Annotated in this window: 21 protein-coding genes and 1 riboswitch; of the genes, 12 read left to right on the forward strand and 9 right to left on the reverse strand. The window is 64.7% G+C overall.

The window, feature by feature from the left end; translation table 11 throughout:
• Positions 1-24: 24 nt before the first annotated feature.
• The gene (locus AC5Y5C_RS12350; protein ID WP_499972448.1) at positions 25-2262 is read right to left on the reverse strand and encodes an NADP-dependent isocitrate dehydrogenase; all 2238 of its coding nucleotides are present in this window, start codon (positions 2260-2262) and stop codon (positions 25-27) included.
• A gap of 210 nt (positions 2263-2472) precedes the next feature.
• Positions 2473-2609, forward strand: a riboswitch (SAM riboswitch).
• 141 nt (positions 2610-2750) lie between these two features.
• Between AC5Y5C_RS12350 and AC5Y5C_RS12355 the strand changes: the two genes are divergently transcribed.
• The 4 genes from AC5Y5C_RS12355 to AC5Y5C_RS12370 all read left to right on the forward strand — a co-directional run bounded on the left by AC5Y5C_RS12355 (position 2751) and on the right by AC5Y5C_RS12370 (position 6775).
• The gene (locus tag AC5Y5C_RS12355; RefSeq protein WP_499972451.1) at positions 2751-4079 is read left to right on the forward strand and encodes a bifunctional o-acetylhomoserine/o-acetylserine sulfhydrylase; all 1329 of its coding nucleotides are present in this window, start codon (positions 2751-2753) and stop codon (positions 4077-4079) included.
• Positions 4080-4141: 62 nt separating this feature from the next.
• The gene (gene metX / locus AC5Y5C_RS12360) at positions 4142-5263 is read left to right on the forward strand and encodes a homoserine O-acetyltransferase MetX (protein WP_499973173.1); all 1122 of its coding nucleotides are present in this window, start codon (positions 4142-4144) and stop codon (positions 5261-5263) included.
• A gap of 20 nt (positions 5264-5283) precedes the next feature.
• Positions 5284-6021, forward strand: coding sequence for a class I SAM-dependent methyltransferase (locus AC5Y5C_RS12365; RefSeq protein WP_499972452.1), 738 nt, complete (start codon positions 5284-5286; stop codon positions 6019-6021).
• Between the two features lie 67 nt (positions 6022-6088).
• Complete coding sequence (locus tag AC5Y5C_RS12370) at positions 6089-6775, forward strand: hypothetical protein (protein ID WP_499972454.1); 687 nt, start codon at positions 6089-6091, stop codon at positions 6773-6775.
• Between the two features lie 4 nt (positions 6776-6779).
• Here AC5Y5C_RS12370 and AC5Y5C_RS12375 read toward each other — a convergent pair whose 3' ends face one another.
• From AC5Y5C_RS12375 to AC5Y5C_RS12385, 3 genes are read right to left on the reverse strand one after another with little or no spacing between them, the layout of a single operon-like run.
• Positions 6780-7097: a DUF3017 domain-containing protein gene (locus AC5Y5C_RS12375; protein ID WP_499972456.1), complete on the reverse strand. Its 318-nt coding sequence runs from the start codon at positions 7095-7097 to the stop codon at positions 6780-6782.
• A complete protein-coding gene (locus tag AC5Y5C_RS12380) occupies positions 7094-7948 on the reverse strand; it encodes a bifunctional methylenetetrahydrofolate dehydrogenase/methenyltetrahydrofolate cyclohydrolase (RefSeq protein WP_499972458.1) in 855 nt (284 codons plus the stop codon). The genes AC5Y5C_RS12375 and AC5Y5C_RS12380 overlap by 4 nt, the downstream gene beginning before the upstream one ends.
• A gap of 23 nt (positions 7949-7971) precedes the next feature.
• The gene (locus AC5Y5C_RS12385) at positions 7972-8622 is read right to left on the reverse strand and encodes a nitroreductase family protein (protein ID WP_499972460.1); all 651 of its coding nucleotides are present in this window, start codon (positions 8620-8622) and stop codon (positions 7972-7974) included.
• Between the two features lie 89 nt (positions 8623-8711).
• Between AC5Y5C_RS12385 and AC5Y5C_RS12390 the strand changes: the two genes are divergently transcribed.
• The gene (locus AC5Y5C_RS12390; protein WP_499972462.1) at positions 8712-9890 is read left to right on the forward strand and encodes an NADH:flavin oxidoreductase; all 1179 of its coding nucleotides are present in this window, start codon (positions 8712-8714) and stop codon (positions 9888-9890) included.
• On the opposite strand, the gene AC5Y5C_RS12395 is transcribed toward AC5Y5C_RS12390, so the two are convergent.
• Positions 9883-10293 (reverse strand): winged helix-turn-helix transcriptional regulator, encoded by a 411-nt coding sequence (locus AC5Y5C_RS12395; protein WP_499972464.1) that lies wholly within the window; start codon positions 10291-10293, stop codon positions 9883-9885. The two genes, AC5Y5C_RS12390 and AC5Y5C_RS12395, sit on opposite strands and share 8 nt — an antisense overlap.
• Before the next feature lie 88 nt (positions 10294-10381).
• Between AC5Y5C_RS12395 and AC5Y5C_RS12400 the strand changes: the two genes are divergently transcribed.
• From AC5Y5C_RS12400 to AC5Y5C_RS12410, 3 genes are read left to right on the forward strand one after another with little or no spacing between them, the layout of a single operon-like run.
• Positions 10382-10975: an NAD(P)-dependent oxidoreductase gene (locus AC5Y5C_RS12400; RefSeq protein ID WP_499972466.1), complete on the forward strand. Its 594-nt coding sequence runs from the start codon at positions 10382-10384 to the stop codon at positions 10973-10975.
• 36 nt (positions 10976-11011) lie between these two features.
• Entirely contained in the window at positions 11012-11344 is a 333-nt protein-coding gene (locus tag AC5Y5C_RS12405) for a hypothetical protein (RefSeq protein ID WP_499972469.1), read from the forward strand.
• 56 nt (positions 11345-11400) lie between these two features.
• On the forward strand, positions 11401-13968 hold the full coding sequence (locus tag AC5Y5C_RS12410; RefSeq protein ID WP_499972470.1) for an ATP-binding cassette domain-containing protein: 2568 nt from the start codon (positions 11401-11403) through the stop codon (positions 13966-13968).
• A gap of 13 nt (positions 13969-13981) precedes the next feature.
• Here the strand turns inward: AC5Y5C_RS12410 and AC5Y5C_RS12415 are convergent, their stop codons facing one another.
• Complete coding sequence (locus AC5Y5C_RS12415; RefSeq protein ID WP_499972472.1) at positions 13982-14536, reverse strand: pentapeptide repeat-containing protein; 555 nt, start codon at positions 14534-14536, stop codon at positions 13982-13984.
• Between the two features lie 220 nt (positions 14537-14756).
• Between AC5Y5C_RS12415 and AC5Y5C_RS12420 the strand changes: the two genes are divergently transcribed.
• Positions 14757-15218, forward strand: coding sequence for a tRNA (cytidine(34)-2'-O)-methyltransferase (locus tag AC5Y5C_RS12420; protein ID WP_499972473.1), 462 nt, complete (start codon positions 14757-14759; stop codon positions 15216-15218).
• Between the two features lie 29 nt (positions 15219-15247).
• Here the strand turns inward: AC5Y5C_RS12420 and AC5Y5C_RS12425 are convergent, their stop codons facing one another.
• Positions 15248-18529, reverse strand: coding sequence for an error-prone DNA polymerase (locus AC5Y5C_RS12425; protein WP_499972475.1), 3282 nt, complete (start codon positions 18527-18529; stop codon positions 15248-15250).
• 151 nt (positions 18530-18680) lie between these two features.
• On the opposite strand from AC5Y5C_RS12425, the gene AC5Y5C_RS12430 reads away from it, so the two are divergent.
• The 3 genes from AC5Y5C_RS12430 to AC5Y5C_RS12440 all read left to right on the forward strand — a co-directional run bounded on the left by AC5Y5C_RS12430 (position 18681) and on the right by AC5Y5C_RS12440 (position 21069).
• Positions 18681-19658, forward strand: a complete 978-nt coding sequence (locus AC5Y5C_RS12430) for an alpha/beta hydrolase (protein WP_499973176.1) — start codon at positions 18681-18683, stop codon at positions 19656-19658.
• A 92-nt stretch (positions 19659-19750) separates the two neighbouring features.
• A complete protein-coding gene (locus AC5Y5C_RS12435; RefSeq protein WP_499972478.1) occupies positions 19751-20323 on the forward strand; it encodes a TetR/AcrR family transcriptional regulator in 573 nt (190 codons plus the stop codon).
• Positions 20320-21069, forward strand: coding sequence for a nucleotidyltransferase domain-containing protein (locus tag AC5Y5C_RS12440; protein ID WP_499972480.1), 750 nt, complete (start codon positions 20320-20322; stop codon positions 21067-21069). The genes AC5Y5C_RS12435 and AC5Y5C_RS12440 overlap by 4 nt, the downstream gene beginning before the upstream one ends.
• 28 nt (positions 21070-21097) lie before the next feature.
• Here the strand turns inward: AC5Y5C_RS12440 and AC5Y5C_RS12445 are convergent, their stop codons facing one another.
• Both AC5Y5C_RS12445 and AC5Y5C_RS12450 read right to left on the reverse strand, forming a co-directional pair.
• Positions 21098-21619, reverse strand: coding sequence for a PH domain-containing protein (locus AC5Y5C_RS12445; protein WP_499972482.1), 522 nt, complete (start codon positions 21617-21619; stop codon positions 21098-21100).
• Positions 21620-21642: 23 nt separating this feature from the next.
• Positions 21643-22104 (reverse strand): hypothetical protein, encoded by a 462-nt coding sequence (locus tag AC5Y5C_RS12450; protein ID WP_499972485.1) that lies wholly within the window; start codon positions 22102-22104, stop codon positions 21643-21645.
• Positions 22105-22106: the final 2 nt, after the last annotated feature.

Below are 22106 nucleotides of genomic sequence, written 5' to 3' on the forward strand. Positions count from 1 at the left end.
AGGTTCCACACTCGAGGCGTAGAACTACACCTCGACGGAGGCCAGGGCGGTGTTGAAGGTCTGGCTCGGCCGCATCACCGCGTTGATCTTCTCGGTGTCCGGCTGGTAGTAACCACCGATATCGGCCGGACTGCCCTGCACCGCGGCAAGTTCGGCCACGATCGCGTCCTCGTTCTCGACCAATCGCTTGGCCAGCGGCGCGAACAACTCGGCCAGCTCCGGATCCTCGGTCTGCGCGGCGAGCTCGGACGCCCAGTACAGGGCCAGATAGAACTGGCTGCCACGGTTATCGAGCTCGCCTGCCTTACGCGACGGGCTCTTGTCGTTCTCCAACAGCTTCCCGGTTGCGGCATCCAGCGTGGTGGCCAGGATCTTGGCCCGCGGGTTCCCGGTCTTGATACCCAGGTCCTCCAGGCTCACGGCCAGCGCCAGGAACTCGCCGAGTGAATCCCATCGCAGGTGGTTCTCCTCGACCAGCTGGCTGACGTGCTTGGGCGCCGAACCACCGGCACCGGTCTCGTACAGCCCGCCACCGGCCATCAGCGGCACGATGGAGAGCATCTTGGCGCTGGTGCCCAGTTCCAGAATCGGGAACAGATCGGTGAGGTAGTCGCGCAGGATGTTGCCGGTCGCCGAGATCGTGTCCAGCCCACGGATCACCCGCTCCATGGTGTACCGAATCGCCCATACCTGCGGCATGATCTGGATCTCGAGACCCTCGGTGTCGTGATCCTTGAGGTAGGTCTTGACCTTCTTGCGCAGCTCGTTCTCGTGCGGACGCTCGGTGTCCAGCCAGAACACCACCGTCATGCCGGATTCCCGCGCGCGCGTGACGGCCAGCTTCACCCAGTCCTGGATCGCGGCATCGGTGACGACCGGCATGCGCCAGATGTCTCCGGCCTCCACGTTCTGGCTCAGCAACACCTCGCCGGTGTCGATGTCGACGATGTCGGCGACACCGGCCTCGGTGATCTCGAACGTCTTGTCGTGGCTGCCGTACTCCTCGGCCTTCTGCGCCATGAGACCGACGTTGGGCACGGTGCCCATGGTGGTCGGGTCGAACTGGCCGTGGGTCTTGCAGAAGTTGATCATCTCCTGGTAAATCCGGGAGAAAGTCGACTCGGGGTTGACGGCCTTGGTGTCCTTGAGCTTGCCGTCCGCGCCGTACATCTTTCCGCCGGCCCGGATCATGGCGGGCATCGACGCGTCCACGATCACGTCGCTGGGCGAGTGGAAGTTCGAGATGCCCTTGGCCGAATCCACCATGGCCAGCTCGGGGCGGTGCTCGTGGCAGGCATGCAGGTCGCGGATGATCTCCTCGTGCTGCGAGGCGGGCAGCGCCTCGATCTTGCTGTAGAGGTCGGACATGCCGTTGTTGACGTTCACGCCCAGCTCATCGAACAGCTCCTGGTGCTTGGCGAAGGCCTCCTTGTAGAAGATCTTCACCGCGTGTCCGAAGACAATGGGGTGGCTGACCCGCATCATGGTGGCCTTGACGTGCAGGGAGAGCATCACACCGGTCTTGTATGCATCCTCGATCTGCTCCTCGTAGAAGTCGCACAGCGCCTTCTTGCTCATGAACATGCTGTCGATGATGTCGCCCTCACCCAGCGTCACCTCGGACTTGAGCACGACGGCTTCGCCACCGGCGGTCGTCAGGACCATCTTCACCTTGCGGGCGCGATCCAGGGTCAGCGACTTCTCACCGTGGTAGAAGTCGCCTTCCTTCATCGTCGCGACGTGGGTGCGCGACGCCTGCGACCACTGACCCATGCTGTGCGGGTGCTTGCGTGCGTACTCCTTCACCGCACGCGGCGCGCGACGGTCCGAGTTGCCTTCGCGCAGAACCGGGTTCACCGCGCTGCCGAGACACTTGGTGTACCGCGCCACGATGTCCTTCTCTTCGTCGCTCTTCGCGTCCCCGGGGTAGTCGGGCAGCTTGTAGCCCTTGCCCTGCAGTTCCTTGATGGCGGCCAAGAGCTGAGGCACCGATGCACTGACATTCGGCAGCTTGATGATGTTCGTCTCCGGCAACTGCGTCAGACGGCCCAGCTCGGCCAGATTGTCCGGAACCCGCTGGTCTTCGGGCAGGTAGTCGGCGAACTCGGAGAGGATGCGCGAGGCAACAGAGATATCGCTGGTTTGAACGTCGATACCGGCGGGCCCGGCGAAGGCCCGGATGATCGGTAAGAAGGAGTACGTCGCGAGCAGCGGCGCCTCGTCTGTCAGCGTGTAGATGATGGTCGGCTGCTGCGCACTCACGGTCACTCCCGGCGTCGTTGGTCGGTCAGAATCTGAGGTAGATCTGGCATCCGCGGGTCGCGCGGATGCCCTATTCAGTATCACGTCCCTCCGAGCCTAGGCGGCCGGACGGCCTGTGATCGCGCTCCCATCTCGGCCGCCCGACACCGTCGAGTCGCGCGTTGCATACCTGGTGGCAACCATTCGGTGACTTGAGATACGCTTCCAACTGGTCATGAGCACCAGCGTCAAGCCCCGGCTCGCTGGTCGGCAACCCTCCAACCGCGGTGGGGTGCCCCGGGTGATGACCAGGTTGAGTAGCCGACTGGGTTATGGAAGGACAGTCGGCCACACGGCAAGCGCGGGTCCGATGGCGGGCCCCGAGAAGACAGGTTGGCCCGATGAAATATCCGTCACCCGGGGGTGAATCCCTGCACTCCTGTTGTCGTTGTTGTCGCTGTCGCATGCCCTAGACCGCCAGCCCCGCACCGACCACCCAGGAGGTTTCCATGACCGATATCGATCCCACCGCCCAGTGGGCATTTGAGACCAAGCAGATCCACGCGGGCCAGTCCCCCGACACGGCGACCAACGCCCGGGCTCTGCCGATCTACCAGACCACGTCCTACGTCTTCGACGACACCGCACACGCGGCGGCACTGTTCGGTCTGTCCGAAGAGGGCAACATCTACACGCGCATCGGTAACCCGACCCAGAATGTCGTGGAGCAGCGCATCGCCGCCCTCGAGGGCGGCGTGGCGGCGTTACTGCTGGCTTCCGGGCAGGCGGCCGCGACGCTGGCCATCGTCAACATCGCACAGGCCGGCGACAACATCGTGTCCAGCCCGCGCCTATACGGCGGCACCTACAACTTGCTGCACTACACGTTGCCGCGCCTGGGCATATCGACCACCTTCGTCGAGGATCCCGACGATCTGGAGTCCTGGCGCCGCGCTATCAACCCGCAGACCAAGGCAATCTTCGCCGAGTCGATCTCCAACCCGCAGAACGATATTCTCGATATTCCCGGCCTTTCGGAGATCGCGCACGCAGCGGGCGTCCCCCTCATCGTCGACAACACCGTCGCCACGCCGTATCTGATTCAGCCGCTGGCACACGGCGCCGACGTTGTGGTGCATTCGGCTACCAAATACCTTGGCGGGCACGGCAATGCGATCGGCGGCGTGATCATCGACGGCGGCACCTTCGATTGGACGCAGGGCCGCCACCCCGGATTCACCACGCCCGACCCGAGCTACCACGGCGTGGTGTTCGCCGACCTGGGTGCACCGGCTTATGCACTCAAGGCGCGTGTGCAGCTGCTGCGCGACCTCGGCCCCGCCATCTCGCCGTTCAACGCGTTCCTCATCGCACAGGGACTGGAAACGTTGAGCCTGCGCGTGCAGCGCCATGTAGAAAACGCGGAACGCGTCGCTCATCACCTCGTCGCCCAGCCGGGGGTCACCTACGTCAACTACGCCGGGCTGCCCACCTCCCCTTGGCATGAACGCGCGAAAGAACTGGCCCCCAAGGGTGCCGGCGCTGTACTCGCCTTCGAGCTGGACGGCGGAGTCGAGGCGGCGACCACCTTCATCGATTCGCTGACCTTGCACAGCCAGGTCGCCAACATCGGCGACGTGCGGTCGCTCGTCATCCACCCCGCGACGACGACGCACGCACAGCTTTCGCCCGCCGAACAGGTGGCCTCCGGTGTTACGCCGGGACTGGTCCGCCTGTCGGTCGGCATCGAGGGCATCGACGACATCCTGGCCGATCTGGACGCCGGATTCGCCGCAGTACAGCGACTCAAACAGCCCGCGGCGGTGGCATCATCGTGACCTTGACCGACGACCTTCGCGCAAGCGGTTCATCCGCAGATCAGCAGCTTCCCGCATCCCACATCGCCCTCCCTCAGGGTGATGAGATCGCCTATGTACCAATAGGTTCGATCACCCTGGAGAGTGGCGCTGCCATCGATGACGTGACCGTGGCGGTACAGAGCTGGGGGCAGCTCTCACCGCGCCGCGATAACGTCGTCTTCGTCTGCCATGCACTCACCGCCGACTCACACGTGATCGGAGCCGCCGGTCCCGGCCACGTCACCGGCGGCTGGTGGGAAGGAATCATTGGTCCGGGCGCAGCGATCGACACCGACCAGTGGTGTGCAATCGCCACCAACGTACTGGGCGGCTGCCGGGGTACAACTGGCCCGACTTCCCTTGCCGGCGACGGAAAGCCCTGGGGCTCACGATTCCCCGGGGTATCGGTGCGTGACCAGGTGAATGCCGACATCGCCGCACTCGCACAATTCGGCGTCACCGAGGTCGCCGCCGTCGTCGGCGGTTCGATGGGTGGTGCGCGCGCACTGGAATGGGCTGTGATGCAACCAGATTCGGTGCGTGCCGCACTGGTGCTGGCAGTCGGCGCGCGCGCCACCGGCGATCAGATCGGCACCCAGAACACGCAGATCGCCGCCATCCAGGCCGATCCCGACTGGCAGGGCGGCGACTACTACGGCAGCGGCCGCAGCCCCGAGAAGGGGCTGAACCTCGCTCGGCGCATCGCTCATCTGACCTACCGCGGCGAGGTCGAGCTGGACACCCGGTTCGGCAACGATCCCCAGGTCGGCCCGGATGGGCCCGAGGATCCATGGGCCGGCGGCCGCTACGCGGTGCAAAGCTACCTGGAACATCAGGGCGACAAGTTCGTTCGGCGCTTTGACGCCGGCAGCTACGTCATCCTGACCGAGGCGCTCAACCGTCACGACGTCGGCCGGAGCCGTGGTGGTGTCGAAAAGGCGCTGCGCGGCTGCCCGGTCCCCGTCGTCGTCGGCGGCATCACGTCCGACCGTCTGTACCCGCTACGGCTGCAGGAGGAATTAGCAGACCTGCTGCCCGGTTGTACCGGCTTGCGGGTGGTCGAATCGGTACACGGTCACGACGCGTTCCTCATCGAGTTCGACGCGGTGAGCGAGCTGGTGCGGGAAACCCTCGCCCTGGCCAAGTCAACACAGGCTTCGTAAACGGAACCCGAGGAGCGCGAATGCCGGACGCACAAGCAGAGCCATCGCTTTCGTTCGGTTCCCAGGCTGCGGCCTACGAGCGGGGCCGTCCTTCTTACCCACCCGAGGCCATCGACTGGCTGCTACCGACCGGAGCACACGATGTCCTGGATCTGGGCGCAGGCACCGGGAAGCTGACCACCCGCCTGGTGGAGCGCGGACTCAACGTGGTCGCGGTGGATCCGCTCGCGGAAATGCTTGAGGTGCTGAGTAACTCGCTCCCCGATACCCCGGCACTATTGGGGTCCGCCGAGGAGATTCCGCTGCCGGACAACAGCGTGGATGCCGTGCTGGTGGCGCAGGCCTGGCACTGGGTGGATCCCGAGCGCGCTATTCCCGAAGTCGCTCGCGTGCTGCGTCCCGGCGGACGGCTGGGGCTGGTGTGGAATGTGCGCGATGAACGTCTGGGATGGGTCTCCGATTTGGGGCACATCATCGGCCATGAGAACGCGGCGGATTCGGCAGACGTCGGCGCACTCCCCGCTCCGTTCACCGGACAAGAGCGACACCAGGTCGAGTGGACGAGCTACCTTACCCCGCAAGCACTTCTGGACATGGTTGCCTCGCGCAGCTACTGCATCACCGCCCCTGAGGCCGCCCGGAAGAAGACGCTGCAGCAGGTACGCGAGCTACTGGCCACCCACCCGGCGCTCGCACAGTCGACGGGCCTGGCACTGCCCTATGTCACCGTGAGCATCCGGGCGAACCTGAACCAATAAGAGCACCCCCGGATCGGGTGCCCCAGTTCACAGAGACGAACACGCCCGGTGCCGCTACGGTGTACCCGTGCGTACGGATCGCCGCCTGCTGGCAGCTCTCTTTGTCACCACCACATTCCTGATCCCGGCTCTCGCCGGGTGTGGATCCAACGGGTCGTCTTCGGACACCAAGAATGAGTCCGCATCCACCACCGGTAGCACGCCCACCGAACGGCACACCCGCCAGTTCATCCCCGAGCTGGGCATCTACGTCACCGTTCCGCACGACTGGGTGGCCTTCTCCGACGGGGTACACGACAACAAGGGACTGGTGACCTACCAGGTACGGCCCAAGTGGGAGTCGTCCGAGTTCGCGCAATACGTGCGCATCCGTAAGTTGACGGCTTCCAACGGAAACACAGAGAGCACAGCAGCCCCCGAAGTGAAGGACTGGTTGGCATCGTCGAACGCCGACGCGGTGAGCGCCTTCGTCAAGACTCGTAAGTCGAAAGTGACTGCTGATAAACGTGATTCGTGGGATGGGCCCAACCTGCCCGGAGCTTCGGCCGATCTGGAACTGGAGAAGCCGCCGGCCGCCGAGGGCAAGCCGCAGGCCGCCAACACACCGAAGATCTACGTAGCGTTTGTCGGACAGGGCGATCAGCGTTGGCAGATCGCCACGAGCAATACCGGCAGCCCCGGCGGAGAGCCGTCCGAACAGTTCTTCGGCGAGCAGGCCGACTCCATCGCACGCTCGGTGCAGCTGCTCAAGTAGGCGCCTAGCCGGTGCCCAGCGGGTCGATCGTCAACGCCAGATAGACCATCACCGCCGCCACGGCGGCGAGGGCACCGACATCAAAAGACTTGCTGCGTACCGCCAATAGTCCCGCCGTCTCGTCGGTGAGTACCAGCCGCAGCGCTGCGGCCACACCTACGGCGATTCCCACCACCAGCGCGCCGCGCCGCCACCGGTCGGCGATCACCAACCCCAACGCCGCCAGAAACACCGCCGACACCACCAGGATCGGCCACTGCTCGCGGGCGAAGCGGCGGATGGCATCAAGTGCCGCCGCGAACAGGTCACGTGTGGCCGTCACGAACGTTCCGCCCGCTCGATCACGTTGGTGAGTAAGAAGGCTCGGGTCAACGGCCCGACTCCACCGGGATTGGGCGAGACGTATCCGGCGACATCCCAGACGTCCGGCGCCACGTCGCCGGTCAACTTGTCCTCGACGCGACTCACGCCCACGTCCATCACCGCGGCGCCCGGCTTGACCATGTCGGCGGTCAGCATATGCGGCACCCCGGCAGCGGCGACGATAATGTCGGCCTGACGGGTCAGCGCGGCCAGATCGCGAGTTCCGGTGTGACACAGGGTGACCGTCGAATTTTCCGAGCGCCTGGTGAGCAGCAGCCCGAGCGGACGGCCCACCGTGACGCCCCGGCCGATCACCACAACATGCGCACCGTCCAGCCTGACGTCGTAGCGGCGCAGCAGGTACACGATGCCGCGCGGTGTACAGGGCAGCGGTGCCTCCTTGCCGAGCACCAGCCGGCCCAGGTTCGTCGGATGCAGGCCATCGGCGTCCTTATCGGGGTCGATGCGCTCCAGCGCCTCGTTCTCGTCGAGATGTTTGGGCAGCGGCAACTGCACGATGTATCCGGTGCAGTCCGGGTTGGCGTTCAGCTCGTCGATGGTCGCGCACAGCGTGGCCTGATCGATATCGGCAGGCAGATCACGGCGGATCGAGTTGATGCCCACCTTGGCACAATCGTTGTGCTTGCCGCGGACATAGGCCTGCGAACCCGGGTCATCCCCAACGAGGATGGTTCCCAGGCCCGGCGTCTTGCCCGCCGCCGTGAGCGCCGCGGCGCGCGTGGCCAGCTCCACAAATATCTCGTCGCGGGTGGCCTTACCGTCAAGTCGAGTCGCCGTTGCCGAAGTCACCGAGTCAGTATCCACCACGTAATTCACCAGGTGTCCCAGTGCAGGACGTCCGAGAGCGGCTGACGCTTCGCCAGCCGGAAGTCGGTACCGACGGTGTATGCGATAGGGAACAGCCCGCCCTGAGTGACCTTGTCGAACGGGATGCCCAGGATGTCGGCGGTGCGCTTCTCACCGTCGTCCATCAGGTGCAACGTCGTCCAGGCCGACCCCAAACCACGGTTGCGCGCGGCGAGCATGAAGCTCCACACCGCGGGCAGCAGCGATCCCCAGGTGGATGCCGCCCCGACCACGGGCAGATTGTCGAGTCGTCCCTCGATACACGGAATGAGGAACAGCGGCGACCGCTCGAAGTTCTCGGCGAGGTAGCCCGCCGAGTCCACCACCTTGTCGCGTCGCTCACCCCGGGTGTCGCCCTCGGCGTACTCGGGGCCCTGACCGGTGGCGTACTTGTTCCAGCCCGCGCGGTAGATGTCGGCGACGGCCTTCTTCTTGTCGGCGTCCTCGACGATGACAAAGTGCCAGCCCTGCTGGTTGGAGCCGGTCGGCGCCTGCATCGCGATGTTCAGGCATTCCTCGATGACCGAACGTTCGACGGGCCTGTCGAAATCGAGGCGCTTGCGCACCGAACGGGTGGTGGTCAGGACTTCATCGGCGGACAGATTCAGGGAGGTCATGAGACGAACGTACAACGCGTGGCCGAGCCGAAAAGTAGGAGTGCGCCTCCAGAATTCGCCGGCCCTCGTCGCGGCGTAATCTCCGGAATGTGGCCACCGACGTTCGCGATATCCCTGACGTGCTGGCACCCGCGCGGCTTGGCCCCGTCACGCTGCGCAATCGGACGATCAAGGCCGCGACATTCGAGGCCGCTTCCCCCGACGCACTGGTAACCGACGATCTCATCGAATATCACCGCAGGCCCGCGCTGGGCGGTGTCGGCATGACTACCGTCGCCTACTGCGCCGTCGCCCCTGAAGGCCGCACCGAGTACGGCCAAGTCTGGATGCGCCCAGAAGCGGTTGCTGGCCTACGCAGATTGACCGACGCCATCCACGACACCGGCGCCGCCGTCTCGGCGCAGATCGGGCATGCCGGCCCGGTGGCCAACGCACGGTCAAACGGGTCGCGTGCCCTCTCCCCGATCCGGTTCTTCAACCCGCTGGGCATGAAATTCGCCCGCCGGGCCAGTATCTCCGACATCGAGGGCGTCATTGCCGCGCATGCGAACGCAGCCCGCCTGGCCATCGAGGCCGGTTTCGATGCCGTCGAAATCCATTTGGGCCACGGATATTTCGTCAGCTCCTTCCTGAGCCCGCTGTTCAACCGGCGGAGCGACGAATACGGCGGATCGCTGGCTAACCGGGCCAAGGTGGCGCGCGCGGTGGTTCACGCGGTGCGCAAGGTGGCCGGTAACCGGCTGGCCGTGACCGCAAAACTGACCATGACCGACGGCATCCGCGGTGGCATCCCCATCGAGGAGTCTCTCCAGACCGCCATGTGGCTGCAGGAGGACGGCGGGCTCGATGCCCTCGAACTGACTGCGGGCAGCTCTCTGGTGAACCCCATGTACCTCTTCCGCGGCGACGTGCCGATCCGCGAACTCGCCCAAGGCTTCCCCAAACCCTTGGGGTGGGGTGTGCGCGTCACGGGAAAGAAATTCTTCCGGTCCTACCCCTACCGCGACGCATTCTTGCTCGACGATGCCCGCCGGTTCCGTGCCGAACTGGACATGCCACTGATCTTGTTGGGCGGTATCGCCGGCGGCGACACCATGGACCTGGCGATGGCGGAGGGCTTTGAGTTTGTGGCCATGGGCCGTGCGCTGCTGGCCGATCCGGACCTGGTGAATCGGGTGGCGGCCGACCGGGCCACTCATTCGCGGTGTACCCACTGCAACCAGTGCATGGCCACGATTTTCAGCAGAACCCACTGCGTCCTTACGTAGCCTGCGGCGCCACCGGCGCACCGGCATCATGCGCGTCCCGGTTGCGCACGATATGTGCAACGTGGCGCTCCGCCCACGACTTCAACTCGTCAATGGGCTGACGCAAAGAATCACCCAACTCGGTCAGTTCGTACTCCACCGTCGGCGGCACGGTCGCGTAGGCCCTGCGTTCTACCAGCCCGTCGCGCAGCATCGACCGCAACGTAGAGGTGAGCACCTTGCCAGTGACGCCACCGATCCGTTCGCGCAGGACGGTGAAACGCAGCGGCCCGTCAACGAGAGCGAGTACCACCAACACGGTCCACTTGTCCCCGATCCTGTCCAGCACCACGCGGGTGGGGCAATTCTGGTCGAAGGCATCCCCCAGCCAGTCACCCGCGGCGGGCTGTGATGCAGCAGACATCATGAGACTCCATTAGTTACCTTGAGGTACCAAGTTACCACTGGATACCTTTGCAGTGTCCACCTCACCGACGAAAGGGGCCTCCCCCATGAAGATCGCAATATTCGGCGTCACCGGGACAGTCGGCTCCCGCATCGCGACCGAGCTCACCGGTCGCGGGCACGCGGTGACCGGGTACAGCCGCCGAGGCGGAGACCATGCCCAGGCCGGATCCCTTTCCGACGGAGCGCTCGTGGCAAGCACGGCCGCCGCGCATGACGCCGTCGTCTCAGCGATAGGCCCGAGCCGCTCCGGCGCTCCCCACAGCGAGTTCATCGACGCGATTACAACAGCCGCTGCCAATCTCCACGGCACTCGACTCTTCGTCGTCGGCGGCGCAGGGTCCCTGCTGGTGGACGGCAAACGCCTGGTCGATTCGCCAGAATTCCCCGAGTCGTACCGCGCCGAGGCGCTTGCCCACGCAGCCGTTCTGGAATCCCTCGAACTAACCGGTCACGACGTGGACTGGGTGTACCTCTCACCACCGCCACTCATCGAACCGGGAGAACGCACGGGCTCCTATCGTGTCGCCGATAGCTCTCCGGCCGGCCAGTCCATCTCAGCGGAGGACTTCGCGGTCGCGGTGGCCGACGAACTCGAACACCCAGCGCACCGGCGGGAGCGATTTACGGTCGCGAACTGATACCCGCGGCGCCCAGCGGGATTAGCATTCGCGATCGTGACAGATACCGGCGAGTGGAGGCGGCCGGCTGGCCGGGGCGCCGGGCCAGCCGAGACCGTCACCAGCTGGCTGCTGTGGGTGCTGGTGAGTATCGCGGCGTGCGTCGTCGTATTCGCGGCAATCTTCCCCGTCGGGTTCGGCGGTGCCTTTCCGGAGCAGGCCGATGAAGCCGGCAAGGTATTCGTCTGGTCGTTGCTGACGGTGTTGATGTGCATGGTTGCGCCGGTAGCGATGGGCATCGGACACTGGCGTCATTGGCACATTTGGTATTGGCCGGCGCTATGCGTCGCGGCGCTTGCCTGGACCTTGTTTCTGCTCCAGTCCCTGTAGCGGCGCCCGGCGCGGGAAGGACGGTCCCACGCCGTGACCCGATACAGTCGATGACGATGACTGGTCGGGAAGCACCCACTCTCACCGTGGTATTCGATGGTGACGAACGAAAGTTCGCACCCGGGCACGACATTCATATCGGCCGCGATATCCACGCCGATGTACGCATCACGCACCCATTGGTGTCGCGTATTCACCTGATAATCAGGTTTGTCGACGGCAAATGGATCGCCGAGGACCAACGAAGCCTCAACGGCATCTTCGTCAACGGCCGACAGGTCGGCTGGGTCGAGGTGCGCGATGACACGGTGATCAACCTCGGCGACCCAGGTGGACCGCGGATGACGTTCGCCCTCGGCGGTCTCGGCAGTGAGACACAGCTGGGAATCGCTCCCCCCACCATGCGCGGTCATGTCTCGGGTCTGCAGCCGACCGCCTATACCGGCACTCAACAGCACTACCCCACCGGCGGCTACCAGTCCGGTCCGCAAACCTACGGGCAGCCAGGTCCGCAAACCTATGGCCAGCAGCACCCCTACGGCGCGCCGCCCTCGGGGCCCCAAACCTATGGGACGTCCAGTACCTCCGGGCCCACCCGCCCGCGCCAGCAGTACCCGTCGGGCCCCACCCCGGTACCCGCCGCACACTCCGGCGAGCCGGTAGAACCGTTCGGTACCCGCGCGATGCGCGCGCTGGGCATCGGCGGCGGCGCACCGAAACCGTCACCCGGCGCCATCACCGTCGGCCGTGCCCCCGACAACACCATCGTCGTCAACGATGTGCTGGCCTCGCGGCACCACGCCTTGTTACTTCCGACAGCCGGCGGCCTGGAGATCCAGGACCTGCACACCATCAACGGCACCTTCGTCAACGGTGTGCAGGTCGAGCAGGCAACAGTGCGCGAGGGTGACACCGTCACCATCGGTAACGTCGACCTCGTCGTCCAGGACGGCACACTCGTCAAACCGACGACGGCCGCCCGCGTCGGCGGTCTTGAGGTGCAGGGCATCGACTTCACCGTCGAGGGTGGCAAGAAGCTACTCGACAACATCAGCTTCTCGGCAGGACCCGGCTCGCTCACCGCGGTCATCGGCCCCTCGGGTGCGGGCAAGTCCACACTGGCCCGGTTGATCGTCGGCAACACCCAACCCTCGGCGGGCAAGGTGTCCTTCGAAGGCCACGGGGTGCACGCCGAATACGCCGTGATGCGAAACCGCATCGGCATGGTGCCGCAGGACGATGTGGTGCACCCGCAGCTGACCGTCAGCCAGGCACTGCATTACGCCGCCGAGCTGCGACTGCCACCGGACACCAGCAAGGAAGACCGTGAGCAGGTGGTGTCCCGGGTTCTCGAGGAACTCGAGATGACAAAGCACGCCGAGACCCGCGTCGACAAGCTCTCGGGTGGACAGCGTAAGCGCGCCTCGGTGGCCATGGAGCTGTTGACCGGCCCGTCTCTGCTGATCCTGGACGAGCCCACCTCCGGTCTGGATCCGGCGCTGGACCGTCAGGTGATGAGCCTGATGCGCCAGCTCGCCGATGCCGGCCGCGTGGTTGTGGTCGTCACACACTCCTTGACCTATCTGAGCTACTGCGACCAGGTGCTGCTGCTGGCGCCCGGCGGCAAGACCGCGTACTGCGGACCTCCGCGCAGCATCAACCAGGAGATGGGCACCACCGATTGGGCCGATATCTTCGCCAATGCCGCGGCCGATCCGGACGGTGTGCACCAGGCCTACCTGACGCGGCACCCCGCCGCGAACAAACCCGCCACGGCCCCGGTAAAACCCGGCGACCTCGGGAAGCCTCCCAAGACCAGCCTGCTGCGGCAGGTCTCCACGGTGGCGCGCCGTCAGGGACGGCTGATCCTGGCCGACCGCGGCTATTTCATCTTCCTGGCGCTGTTGCCGTTCGTCCTCGCCGGACTGGTGCTGTCGGTACCCGGTAGTGCCGGGTTCAACGTGGCGTTACCCGACAACCCGAACGAACCGGGACTGCTGCTGGCACTGACCAACCTCGGTGCGAGCTTCCTGGGCCTGGCCCTGACCATTCGTGACTTGATCGGTGAACGGGTCATCTTCCGGCGTGAACAGGCGGTGGGCCTGTCGGCCACGGCATATCTACTGGCCAAGATCATCACCTATTGCGGGGCCGCGATCGTGCAGTCCGCGGTCATGACGGCAGTCATTGTGATCATCCGCGGTGGACCGACACAGGGTGCGGTGCTGCTGGGAAGCGCGAACTTCGAGCTGTGGGTCGCCGTCGCCGCGACCGCATGCGCGGCCACCGTGCTGGGCCTGGTGCTGTCCTCCCTGGCCACCTCCGCCGAGCAGGTGATGCCGATGCTCGTGATCGCCACCATGACGCAGATCGTCTTCAGCGGCGGCCTCATCCCGGTGACCGGACGTGCGGGGCTGGAACAGTTCTCGTTCCTGTTCCCTTCTCGCTGGGGATTCGCGGCGACGGCCGTTACCACCGACCTGCGCAAGCTGGTACCGGTGGGCCCGCAGGACGAGCTGTGGAATCACAACGCCTCGACATGGCTGTTCGACATGGGCATCCTGGCGCTGCTGGCGCTGGTGATGGCAGGGTTCGTGCGCTGGCGCATCCGCCTCAAGGGTTAGATCCTCTGGCGCACTAGCCGCCGTGCACGTCCAACCCGTGCGCTGCGGCATACGCGATGGCTTGTGGCAGATCGACTTTCGCGGCGATCAGGGCCGCCGTGGTCCATAGCGTCGGGTCGATGCGCGCACCGCGGAGGTCGGCGCCGTCGAGTTTTAGGTTCTGCGTGCGGGCTCCCGTGAAATCGGCACCGTGCAGATTGGCCTTGCGCATGTCGGTGCCCACCAGATTGGCCTCGCGGAAACGGCAGTCCGACAGGTCCATTTCGCGCAGGTCGAGCCCGCCGAGCGAGGACAGGGTGAAGTCGGTCTCGATGAACTTCGACGGACGCACCCGGCAGTCGGTGAGGGTGGAGCCCAGCAGGCTGCACTGGCGGAACTCCGAATGCCAGAGGGAGGTGCGGCGGAAGGTGCAGTTCCGGAAGGCCGTGCCGATATGCAGCGACTCGGTGAGGTTGGCTCCGCTGAAATCGCATTCGGTGAAGACCACACGCTCGGTGCGCAGTTCGCGAAAGTCCTCGTCGTAGAAGGTCTCCGCGACGATCTCACGGTCAATCCAGTGCTCGGCCATGACTGACATCATGCCGGGCGGGTCCGACGGGTGACCGCCGCGGATCCTCCAGTTCTCTGCCGCAGCACAATGGTGAAGATGTAACAGCCCTGGCCCTGTCGGGTTTGGTGCGGGCGAGAACCGATGAGGCTCATATGCGACGAGCCCCACGTGCTTGTCCCGGCAGGATTTCAGGCCGGGCCGCTGCCGGGCACGACAGGAGTTGCCGCAAGATGGTGGGATGTTCCGCATCCTCTTCCATGAGCCCCGGATCGCCCCGAATACCGGCAATGCGATCCGGATGGTGGCGGGCACCGGGTGCGAGCTGCATCTGGTGCAGCCGCTGTTCGACCTGTCGGAGGCCAAGGTGCGGCGGGCCGGCCTGGACTATCACGACATGGCATCGGTGACAGTCCACGAGAGTCTTTCGGCTGCTTGGGAATCACTACAACCGCAACGGGTGTATGCCTTCACCGCCCACGCGAGCGTCACGTACACCGATATCGCCTATCAGCCCGGCGATGTGCTGCTGTTCGGCCCCGAACCCACCGGGTTGGACGCGAAGGTGCTGGCCGATCCGCACATCACCGAGCGGGTCCGTATTCCACTATTACCCGGCCGCAGATCGCTCAACCTGTCCAATGCCGCGGCCATCGCCGCATACGAGGCCTGGCGCCAACACGGATTCGACGGCAGCGTCTAACGCTCTTCGCGCAAGCGGCTCATCGCCGTTCAACGGAAGTCCCGCGAGGTGGATCTGACACGCAGATCCAGTGGTCGCAGCTGATCGGCCACCACGGTGATCGCTCCGCTGGCGTTCTGTACCCGGCCACGAATGATCAACGCGTGGGCCGTCACCGCCAGCTTGCGGTACCTCGCCCACAGGCCCACCGAGCACACCACGTTCACCATGCCCGTCTCGTCCTCAAGATTGATGAACGTCACCCCGGCCGCAGTAGCCGGCCGTTGACGATGTGTGACGGCCCCCGCCACCAGTACCCGCGCCCCGTCCGGGACATCGAAAAGACCCTTAGCCGGAACGATACCCAGCTCGTCAAGCTGTTCCCGCAGGAACTGGGTGGGGTAACTGTCGGGTGAGACACCGGTGGCCCACACATCGGCGGCGGCACGGGTCACCTCCCCCATCGCCGGGAGTTCAGGAATACGCGAGGAGACTCCGACACCGGGCAGACGGTCGGGCCGCTGGGCGGCGGCCGCACCTGCCACCCACAACGCCTCGCGCCGGGACATATCGAAGCAACCCAGCGCACCCCCGGTGGCCAATGCCTCCACCTGCGGGGTGGTCAACTGGATGCGGCGGGTCATATCAAGCAGAGAAACAAAGGGGCCGTGCGTTTTTCGTTCCTGGACGATCATCTGGGCCAGATCGTCGCTGATGTGACGAACGGCGCCTAATCCGATCCGCACCTCCAGCCCTCGATTCTCCAAGGTCGCGTAGGACAAGCTGGCATTGACATCCGGGCCGTGCACGGTGACGCCGTGTCGGCGGGCATCGGCCACCAGAGATTGCGGCGAGTAGAAGCCCATCGGTTGGGCGCGCAGCAGCGCCGCGCAGAACGCCGCAGGGTGATGCAACTTGAACCACGCCGAATAAAACACCAGCGAGGCGAAGCTCTGCGCATGACTCTCTGGGAACCCGAAATTGGCAAAGGCATAGAGCTTTTCATAAATGCTGTCGGCTTGCTCTCCAGTGATGTTGTGTAACCTGGCCATGCCCTCATAGAACCTGGCGCGCAATTGCTCCATCCGCTCTGGAGAGCGCTTGGACCCCATGGCGCGGCGTAGCTGATCGGATTCGGCAGGAGTAAAACCCGCCACATCGACGGCGAGCTGCATCAGCTGTTCTTGAAACAGCGGGACGCCGAGAGTCTTCTTCAGCGCCCGTTCCATCGACGGATGCTCATACTTCCAATTCTTTTCGATCCCGTTGTACCGCCGTATATATGGATGCACCGAGCCGCCCTGTATCGGTCCGGGACGGATGAGCGCCACCTCCACCACCAAGTCGAAGAACTTCGTGGGTTTCAGCCGGGGCAGCGTGGCCATCTGCGCACGCGATTCCACCTGGAACACCCCCACCGAATCAGCGCGGGCAAGCATCTCGTACACCGCCTGCTCCTTCAAGTCTATTTGGGCCAAGTCAACCTTGATGCCCTTATGCTCCGCGACGAGATCGATGCAGTAGTGCAGCGCCGAAAGCATGCCCAGACCCAACAAGTCGAATTTCACCAAACCGACTGCAGCACAGTCATCTTTGTCCCACTGCAATACACTGCGATTTTCCATGCGTGCCCACTCGACGGGGACTACGTCGGCCAGCGGCCTATCACAGATCACCATGCCACCCGAGTGAATGCCCATATGCCGGGGAAAATCCTTGATCTGCTGCGCCAGATGGATAACCTGCGGCGGAATGCCGTCGACCTCGGCGGCATCAGCTAAACCGCCCCAATGCCCCATCTGTTTACTCCAGGCGTCCTGCTGCCCCTGTGCGTATCCGAGCGCTTTGGCCATGTCCCGCACCGCCATCCGCCCCCGGTAGGTAATGGTGTTGGCCACCTGGGCGGCACGTTCACGGGTGTGCTTGGTGTAGACGTACTGGATGACCTCTTCTCGGCGATCGGATTCGATGTCGATATCGATATCCGGTTCACCGTCACGCGCCTCGGACATGAACCGTTCGAATAGCAGACCCTCTGCCACCGGGTCGATGCTGGTGACACCAAGCGCGTAACAGACCGCCGAATTAACGGCAGACCCTCGACCCTGGCATAGGATGTCACTGTCGCGACAAAAGCGCGCAATGTCGTAGACGACCAGGAAATATCCCGGAAAATCTTTCCTCGTAATGATATTCAACTCTTTTTCGATCTGGACGTAAGCCTTCTCGGCACCGGCCCGTGGCCCATAGCGCCGAGCAGCGCCCTCGATCGCCAGCTTCCGCAAAAAGCTGGCCTCGGTGTGTCCGTCTTCGACGTCAAAGGGTGGCAGCTTGGGGGCAATGAGTTTCAAATCGAAAGCACACGCCTCCCCCAGCTCGGCTGCCGCCGTCACGGCGCGCGGACAGTGCGAGAACAGCCGAGCCATCTCATCCCCGGACCGCAGATGCGCTCCCCCCACTGGGGCAAGCCACCCTGCGGCGTCATCGAGACTCTTACGCGCCCGCACCGCGGCCATCGCCATCGCCAGCCGCCCATTGTCTGGTCTCGCGAAATGTGCTGCGGTGGTGGCAATCACATCGACACCAAATCGTGGAGCGAGCGAGGCAAGCACCGCGTTGCGCTCATCCTCATCAGGATGGCCATGCCGACTGAGTTCGATGCTAACCCGATCCGCCCCAAACCGGTCGACCAAACCAGCCAGCGCCTTTTCCGCCGCATCCGGACCGTGGGCGATGAGCGCTCGGCGCACATGCCCCTTACGGCAGCCGGTCAGAATGTGCCAATGACCGCCGGCAGCCTCGGCCAAAACGTCAAGGTCGTAGCGCGGCTTACCTTTCCGATCCTTGGGTGTACCACCGGACATATGTGCGGCCGACATCTCACGCGATAACCTCCGATACCCCTCCTGTCCACGCGCCAACACCAATAGATGCGTGGAGTCCTCCGTGTTGCCCTGTCCACCAAGAGACAGCTCCGCACCGAACACCGTGGGCAAGCCGAGCTCCTTTGCGGCCTCCGCAAAACGGACCACCCCATAGAAACCATCATGATCGGTGAGCGCCAGAGCCTTGAGATCGAGCCGGGCCGCCTCTTGCGCCATCTCCTCCGGCAGGCTGGCGCCGTCGAGAAAACTGAACGCCGAATGCGCGTGCAGCTCTGCGTAGGGCACCGACGACCGTCCGCGCTCACGAGTGGGCGGCTCATAGGGTGGGCGCTTTCGGCTCCACGCCGGACCGTCCCCGCCGTCCCCCGGAGGCGCGTGCCGGTTGGGGCGCCCATCAAGCACCCGCTCCATTTCCGCCCAGGTCGTGGGACCCTGCGACCAGCCCATTCCGCCAGTGTATCGAACATATGTTCTAGGGTCGACACCTCCCACGATTCGCATAGAGCAAAGTAACTAACTAGATATATACATGTATGCTGGCGGTACCGGCCGTATCCGACGCGACGGCAAGCAGCTAGACGAGAATCTGGAGAAGCGAATGCCACACCACGGCAACTACACGCCCGAAAAAGTCGTCTTCCCCTCGCACGGCGAGGACATCGTCGGTGTCGTACACCGTCCCCACGGTGACGGCCCCTTCCCTGCAGTGGTCCTGCTGGGCCCCTATTCATTCGAGAAAGAACAGGCGCCGATCCACTACGCCACCCGTCTCGCGGACGAAGGTTTCCTGGCGCTGGCGTTCGATCCGCGCACCGTGGGCGAGAGCGGCGGCACACCGCGCCGTCTGGAGAACCCGAAGATGAAGAACGAAGACGCGGTGGCGGCCATCGACTACCTGCTGACCCGCGATGACGTCGACGCATCGCGCATCTTCGGGGCCGGCGTCTGTCAAGGCGGGCCCGAGATGCTCGATATCGCCTCCTATGACGACCGGATCAAGGCCGTCGCCGCGGTGACCGGTTACTACCGCGACCGCGAGACCGACCTGTTCATGATCGCCGCCGGTGTCAGCGAAAACCCGTTCGATCCGGCGACCGCGCCCACCACCGAGCAGCTGGAAACGCTCTTGGATGCCAGGCTTGCGCGGGCGCGTGATGCCAAGGCCCGGTACGAGCAGACCGGCGAAGTCCTCTACGCACCTCTGGTCTCCCCCGACCTCGGTGACCCGGTCGCCGGGTCCGATGCCGGGCTGCCCGGGCCACTGGTGTGGAGCTGGTACGGATCGTGGACGCTGAAAGGCTGGGAGAACCGCTACGCCATCATGAGCGACCTCGACCACTTCGACTACACCACCGTGCCTGGTGCCGCCAAGCTGGAAAAGCCCGCATTGGTGATCCACTCCGATACCTGCATGAATCCGGCTGCGGCGCGGCGGCATTTCGAGTCGATCCCATCCGCCGACAAGAAACTCATCTGGGAGAACGGCACCAATCACTTCCAGTACTACGACCAGCCCGATGTCGTCGACCGCACCGTCGGCCACATCGCCGACTGGTTCAACAGCCACCTGGTCTGACGGGGGCGCACCGGCTGGGCTGGGCGGCATAACCGCTGCCCCAGCCGGTGCGCTGCCGAAATCGCGCGGTGGCATGCCTCTAGGCTCATGGGATGCCGCCCGACGCCTCTGCCACCAAGAAGCGGCTACTGGATGCCGCTTACGCGGAGTTCGCCGAGCATGGACTGGCCGGTGCGCGTGTCGACAGGATCGGTGCCGCGGCAGGGGCCAATAAACGGCTGCTCTACGTCTACTTCACCAACAAAGAAACACTGTTCGACACCGTGGTCGCCCATTCCATTGAGCAGATGTCCGATGCCGTCCCCTTCACGCCCAAGGATCTGCCGGGCTATGCAGGCGCGCTGTTCGACCATCTGATCGACCATCCCGAACATCTGAGACTTGCCACCTGGGCACAGCTGGAACGCCCCATCGCCGGTCCCGCGGAAACCGCCGCCTACGCCGCAAAAGTCGAAGCGATCGCCGAGACATGCCCTCCTTCAGGACATGTGGAAGCTGCCGACATCCTGGCCCTCACGCTCGGGCTGACCACCGCGTGGTTCGGCGCATCGCCGGCGCTGCGTGGTCTCGCAACTACAGAGCCCTTCTCATCCGAGCGCCTGGTCGCTCACCGGGCCGTACTCATCGCAACCGTCGAGGCACTCATCGAAATCGCTGGACGATGACCGACACCGCGTTCCTCGACTCCGTCGCCGACAGACTCGCGGAACTTCCCGCTGTCGAGGCGGTTACCCTCGGCGGTTCCCGCGCCCAGGGCACGCACCGCCCGGACAGCGACTGGGACCTGGCGATCTACTACCGCGGCGAATTCGACCCCGACGAGCTGCGCCAGATCGGTTGGGACGGAGAGATATCCGAGATTGGGGCATGGGGCGGCGGGGTGTTCAACGGTGGCGCATGGCTGCACATCGACGGCCGGGATGTCGATGTGCACTACCGCGATCTGGCAGATGTTCAGAAACAACTGGTGCGCGCCGAGCGGGGCGAGTTCCACATCGAGCCGCTGATGTTCCACCTCGCGGGAATCCCCAGCTACCTGGTGGTAGGCGAGCTCGCCCTCAACAAAGTGCTGCACGGCATCCTGCCGTGCCCGGACTATCCGGCGGCCCTTCGCAAGTCAGCACCCGAAGTGTGGGCAGCACGCGCCCGGCTGAATGTGCGCTATGCCGAGACGAATCATGCACCGCACGGCCGGGTGACTCAGTGCGCGGGACTACTGGCCGTCGCCGCGATGGAGTACGCCCATGCCGCCCAGTCCGCGCGTGGCGCGTGGGTGACCAACGAGAAACACCTGCTCGACGTGACCGGGCTCTCGGCCGTACACACGATTCTCGCCGGGTTGTCACCCGATCCGGCGGCGCTCAACAAGGCCGTGGAGGAGATCCGTTCTCTCGGCGAAAGTGTGGGCTAATGCAAGACCTTCGCTCCATCAGCCCACCTCATCTCGGAGCCGGGTGACAACCAGATACCGAAGCCTCGTCCACCAGACCGAATAGCTTCTCGACGACCTCACGTGCGGTCTCGACGTCCAGGCCCACGATCCGCAGCTCCCCCTGATCCGCCCGCACCACCACCATCGCCAACCCCAAGGATCGCGACAGTGGGTCTTGCCGCAGTTCCACAGTCCGCACCAAGGCAAACGGAATGACCCAGAAAGATCTGAGCCACAACGTCTTCGAAGCGATGTACACCAGGTCGTCGTCTAGGACGCCCCACCGATATGTGCGATAGCGCTGCAGTGGCCGAAGCACCACCCACGCCACCGCGACCGCGATGCACAGCAGCCCCAACACGCCCACCGCATGCTGCAACGGGGTGCTCGCGTGGGCGGGCGGCGCCGTCACCAACCACACCGCCGCGACCACGGCGACCAGTGGGGTGCAGGCCAGTGCGTATTGGATGGCCCAGAGCACGGGCGCCGATCTACTGGCCCCCAGCCCCACCGGCACGGTCGACGTCACAGGCGCCGAGGGCACCGTATCGATCACCGTTCGTCCCCCATCGTCGGAGCGAACCGACGCATCCACACCTGCCGTATCGCCACGGCCGCAAGTACGAACACCAGAACCGCAGTCGGCGACCAGATGACCGTACGGTCAACACCACCGATCGCGTAGCCAATCACCCCCATCGATACGAAGGGGATAACAACTGTCACCAGGGCCCGCCACCGTCGGATGATCGCCATCTCGACGACGGCCGAGATCACCACGATCGAAAATGCGGCGAACACCACCACGCCCACCAGCTGCACCGTGGGGTCGAACGACGGGACATAGTCGGCATAGCGGCGCGGGGCGCCATCGGTGAGCGGCGTGTACGCGGTCCAACCAAAATCCCAGCTCCAAGGGTGGAGCCCCCGGTTCACCAGTACGGCTACTACGAACACCCACCAGGCAGCATTGCCCGTGGTCCGGGCAGCACTGAACACCTGGATGCGCGACATTC

The organism is Mycobacterium sp. NGS15, assembly GCF_059813245.1.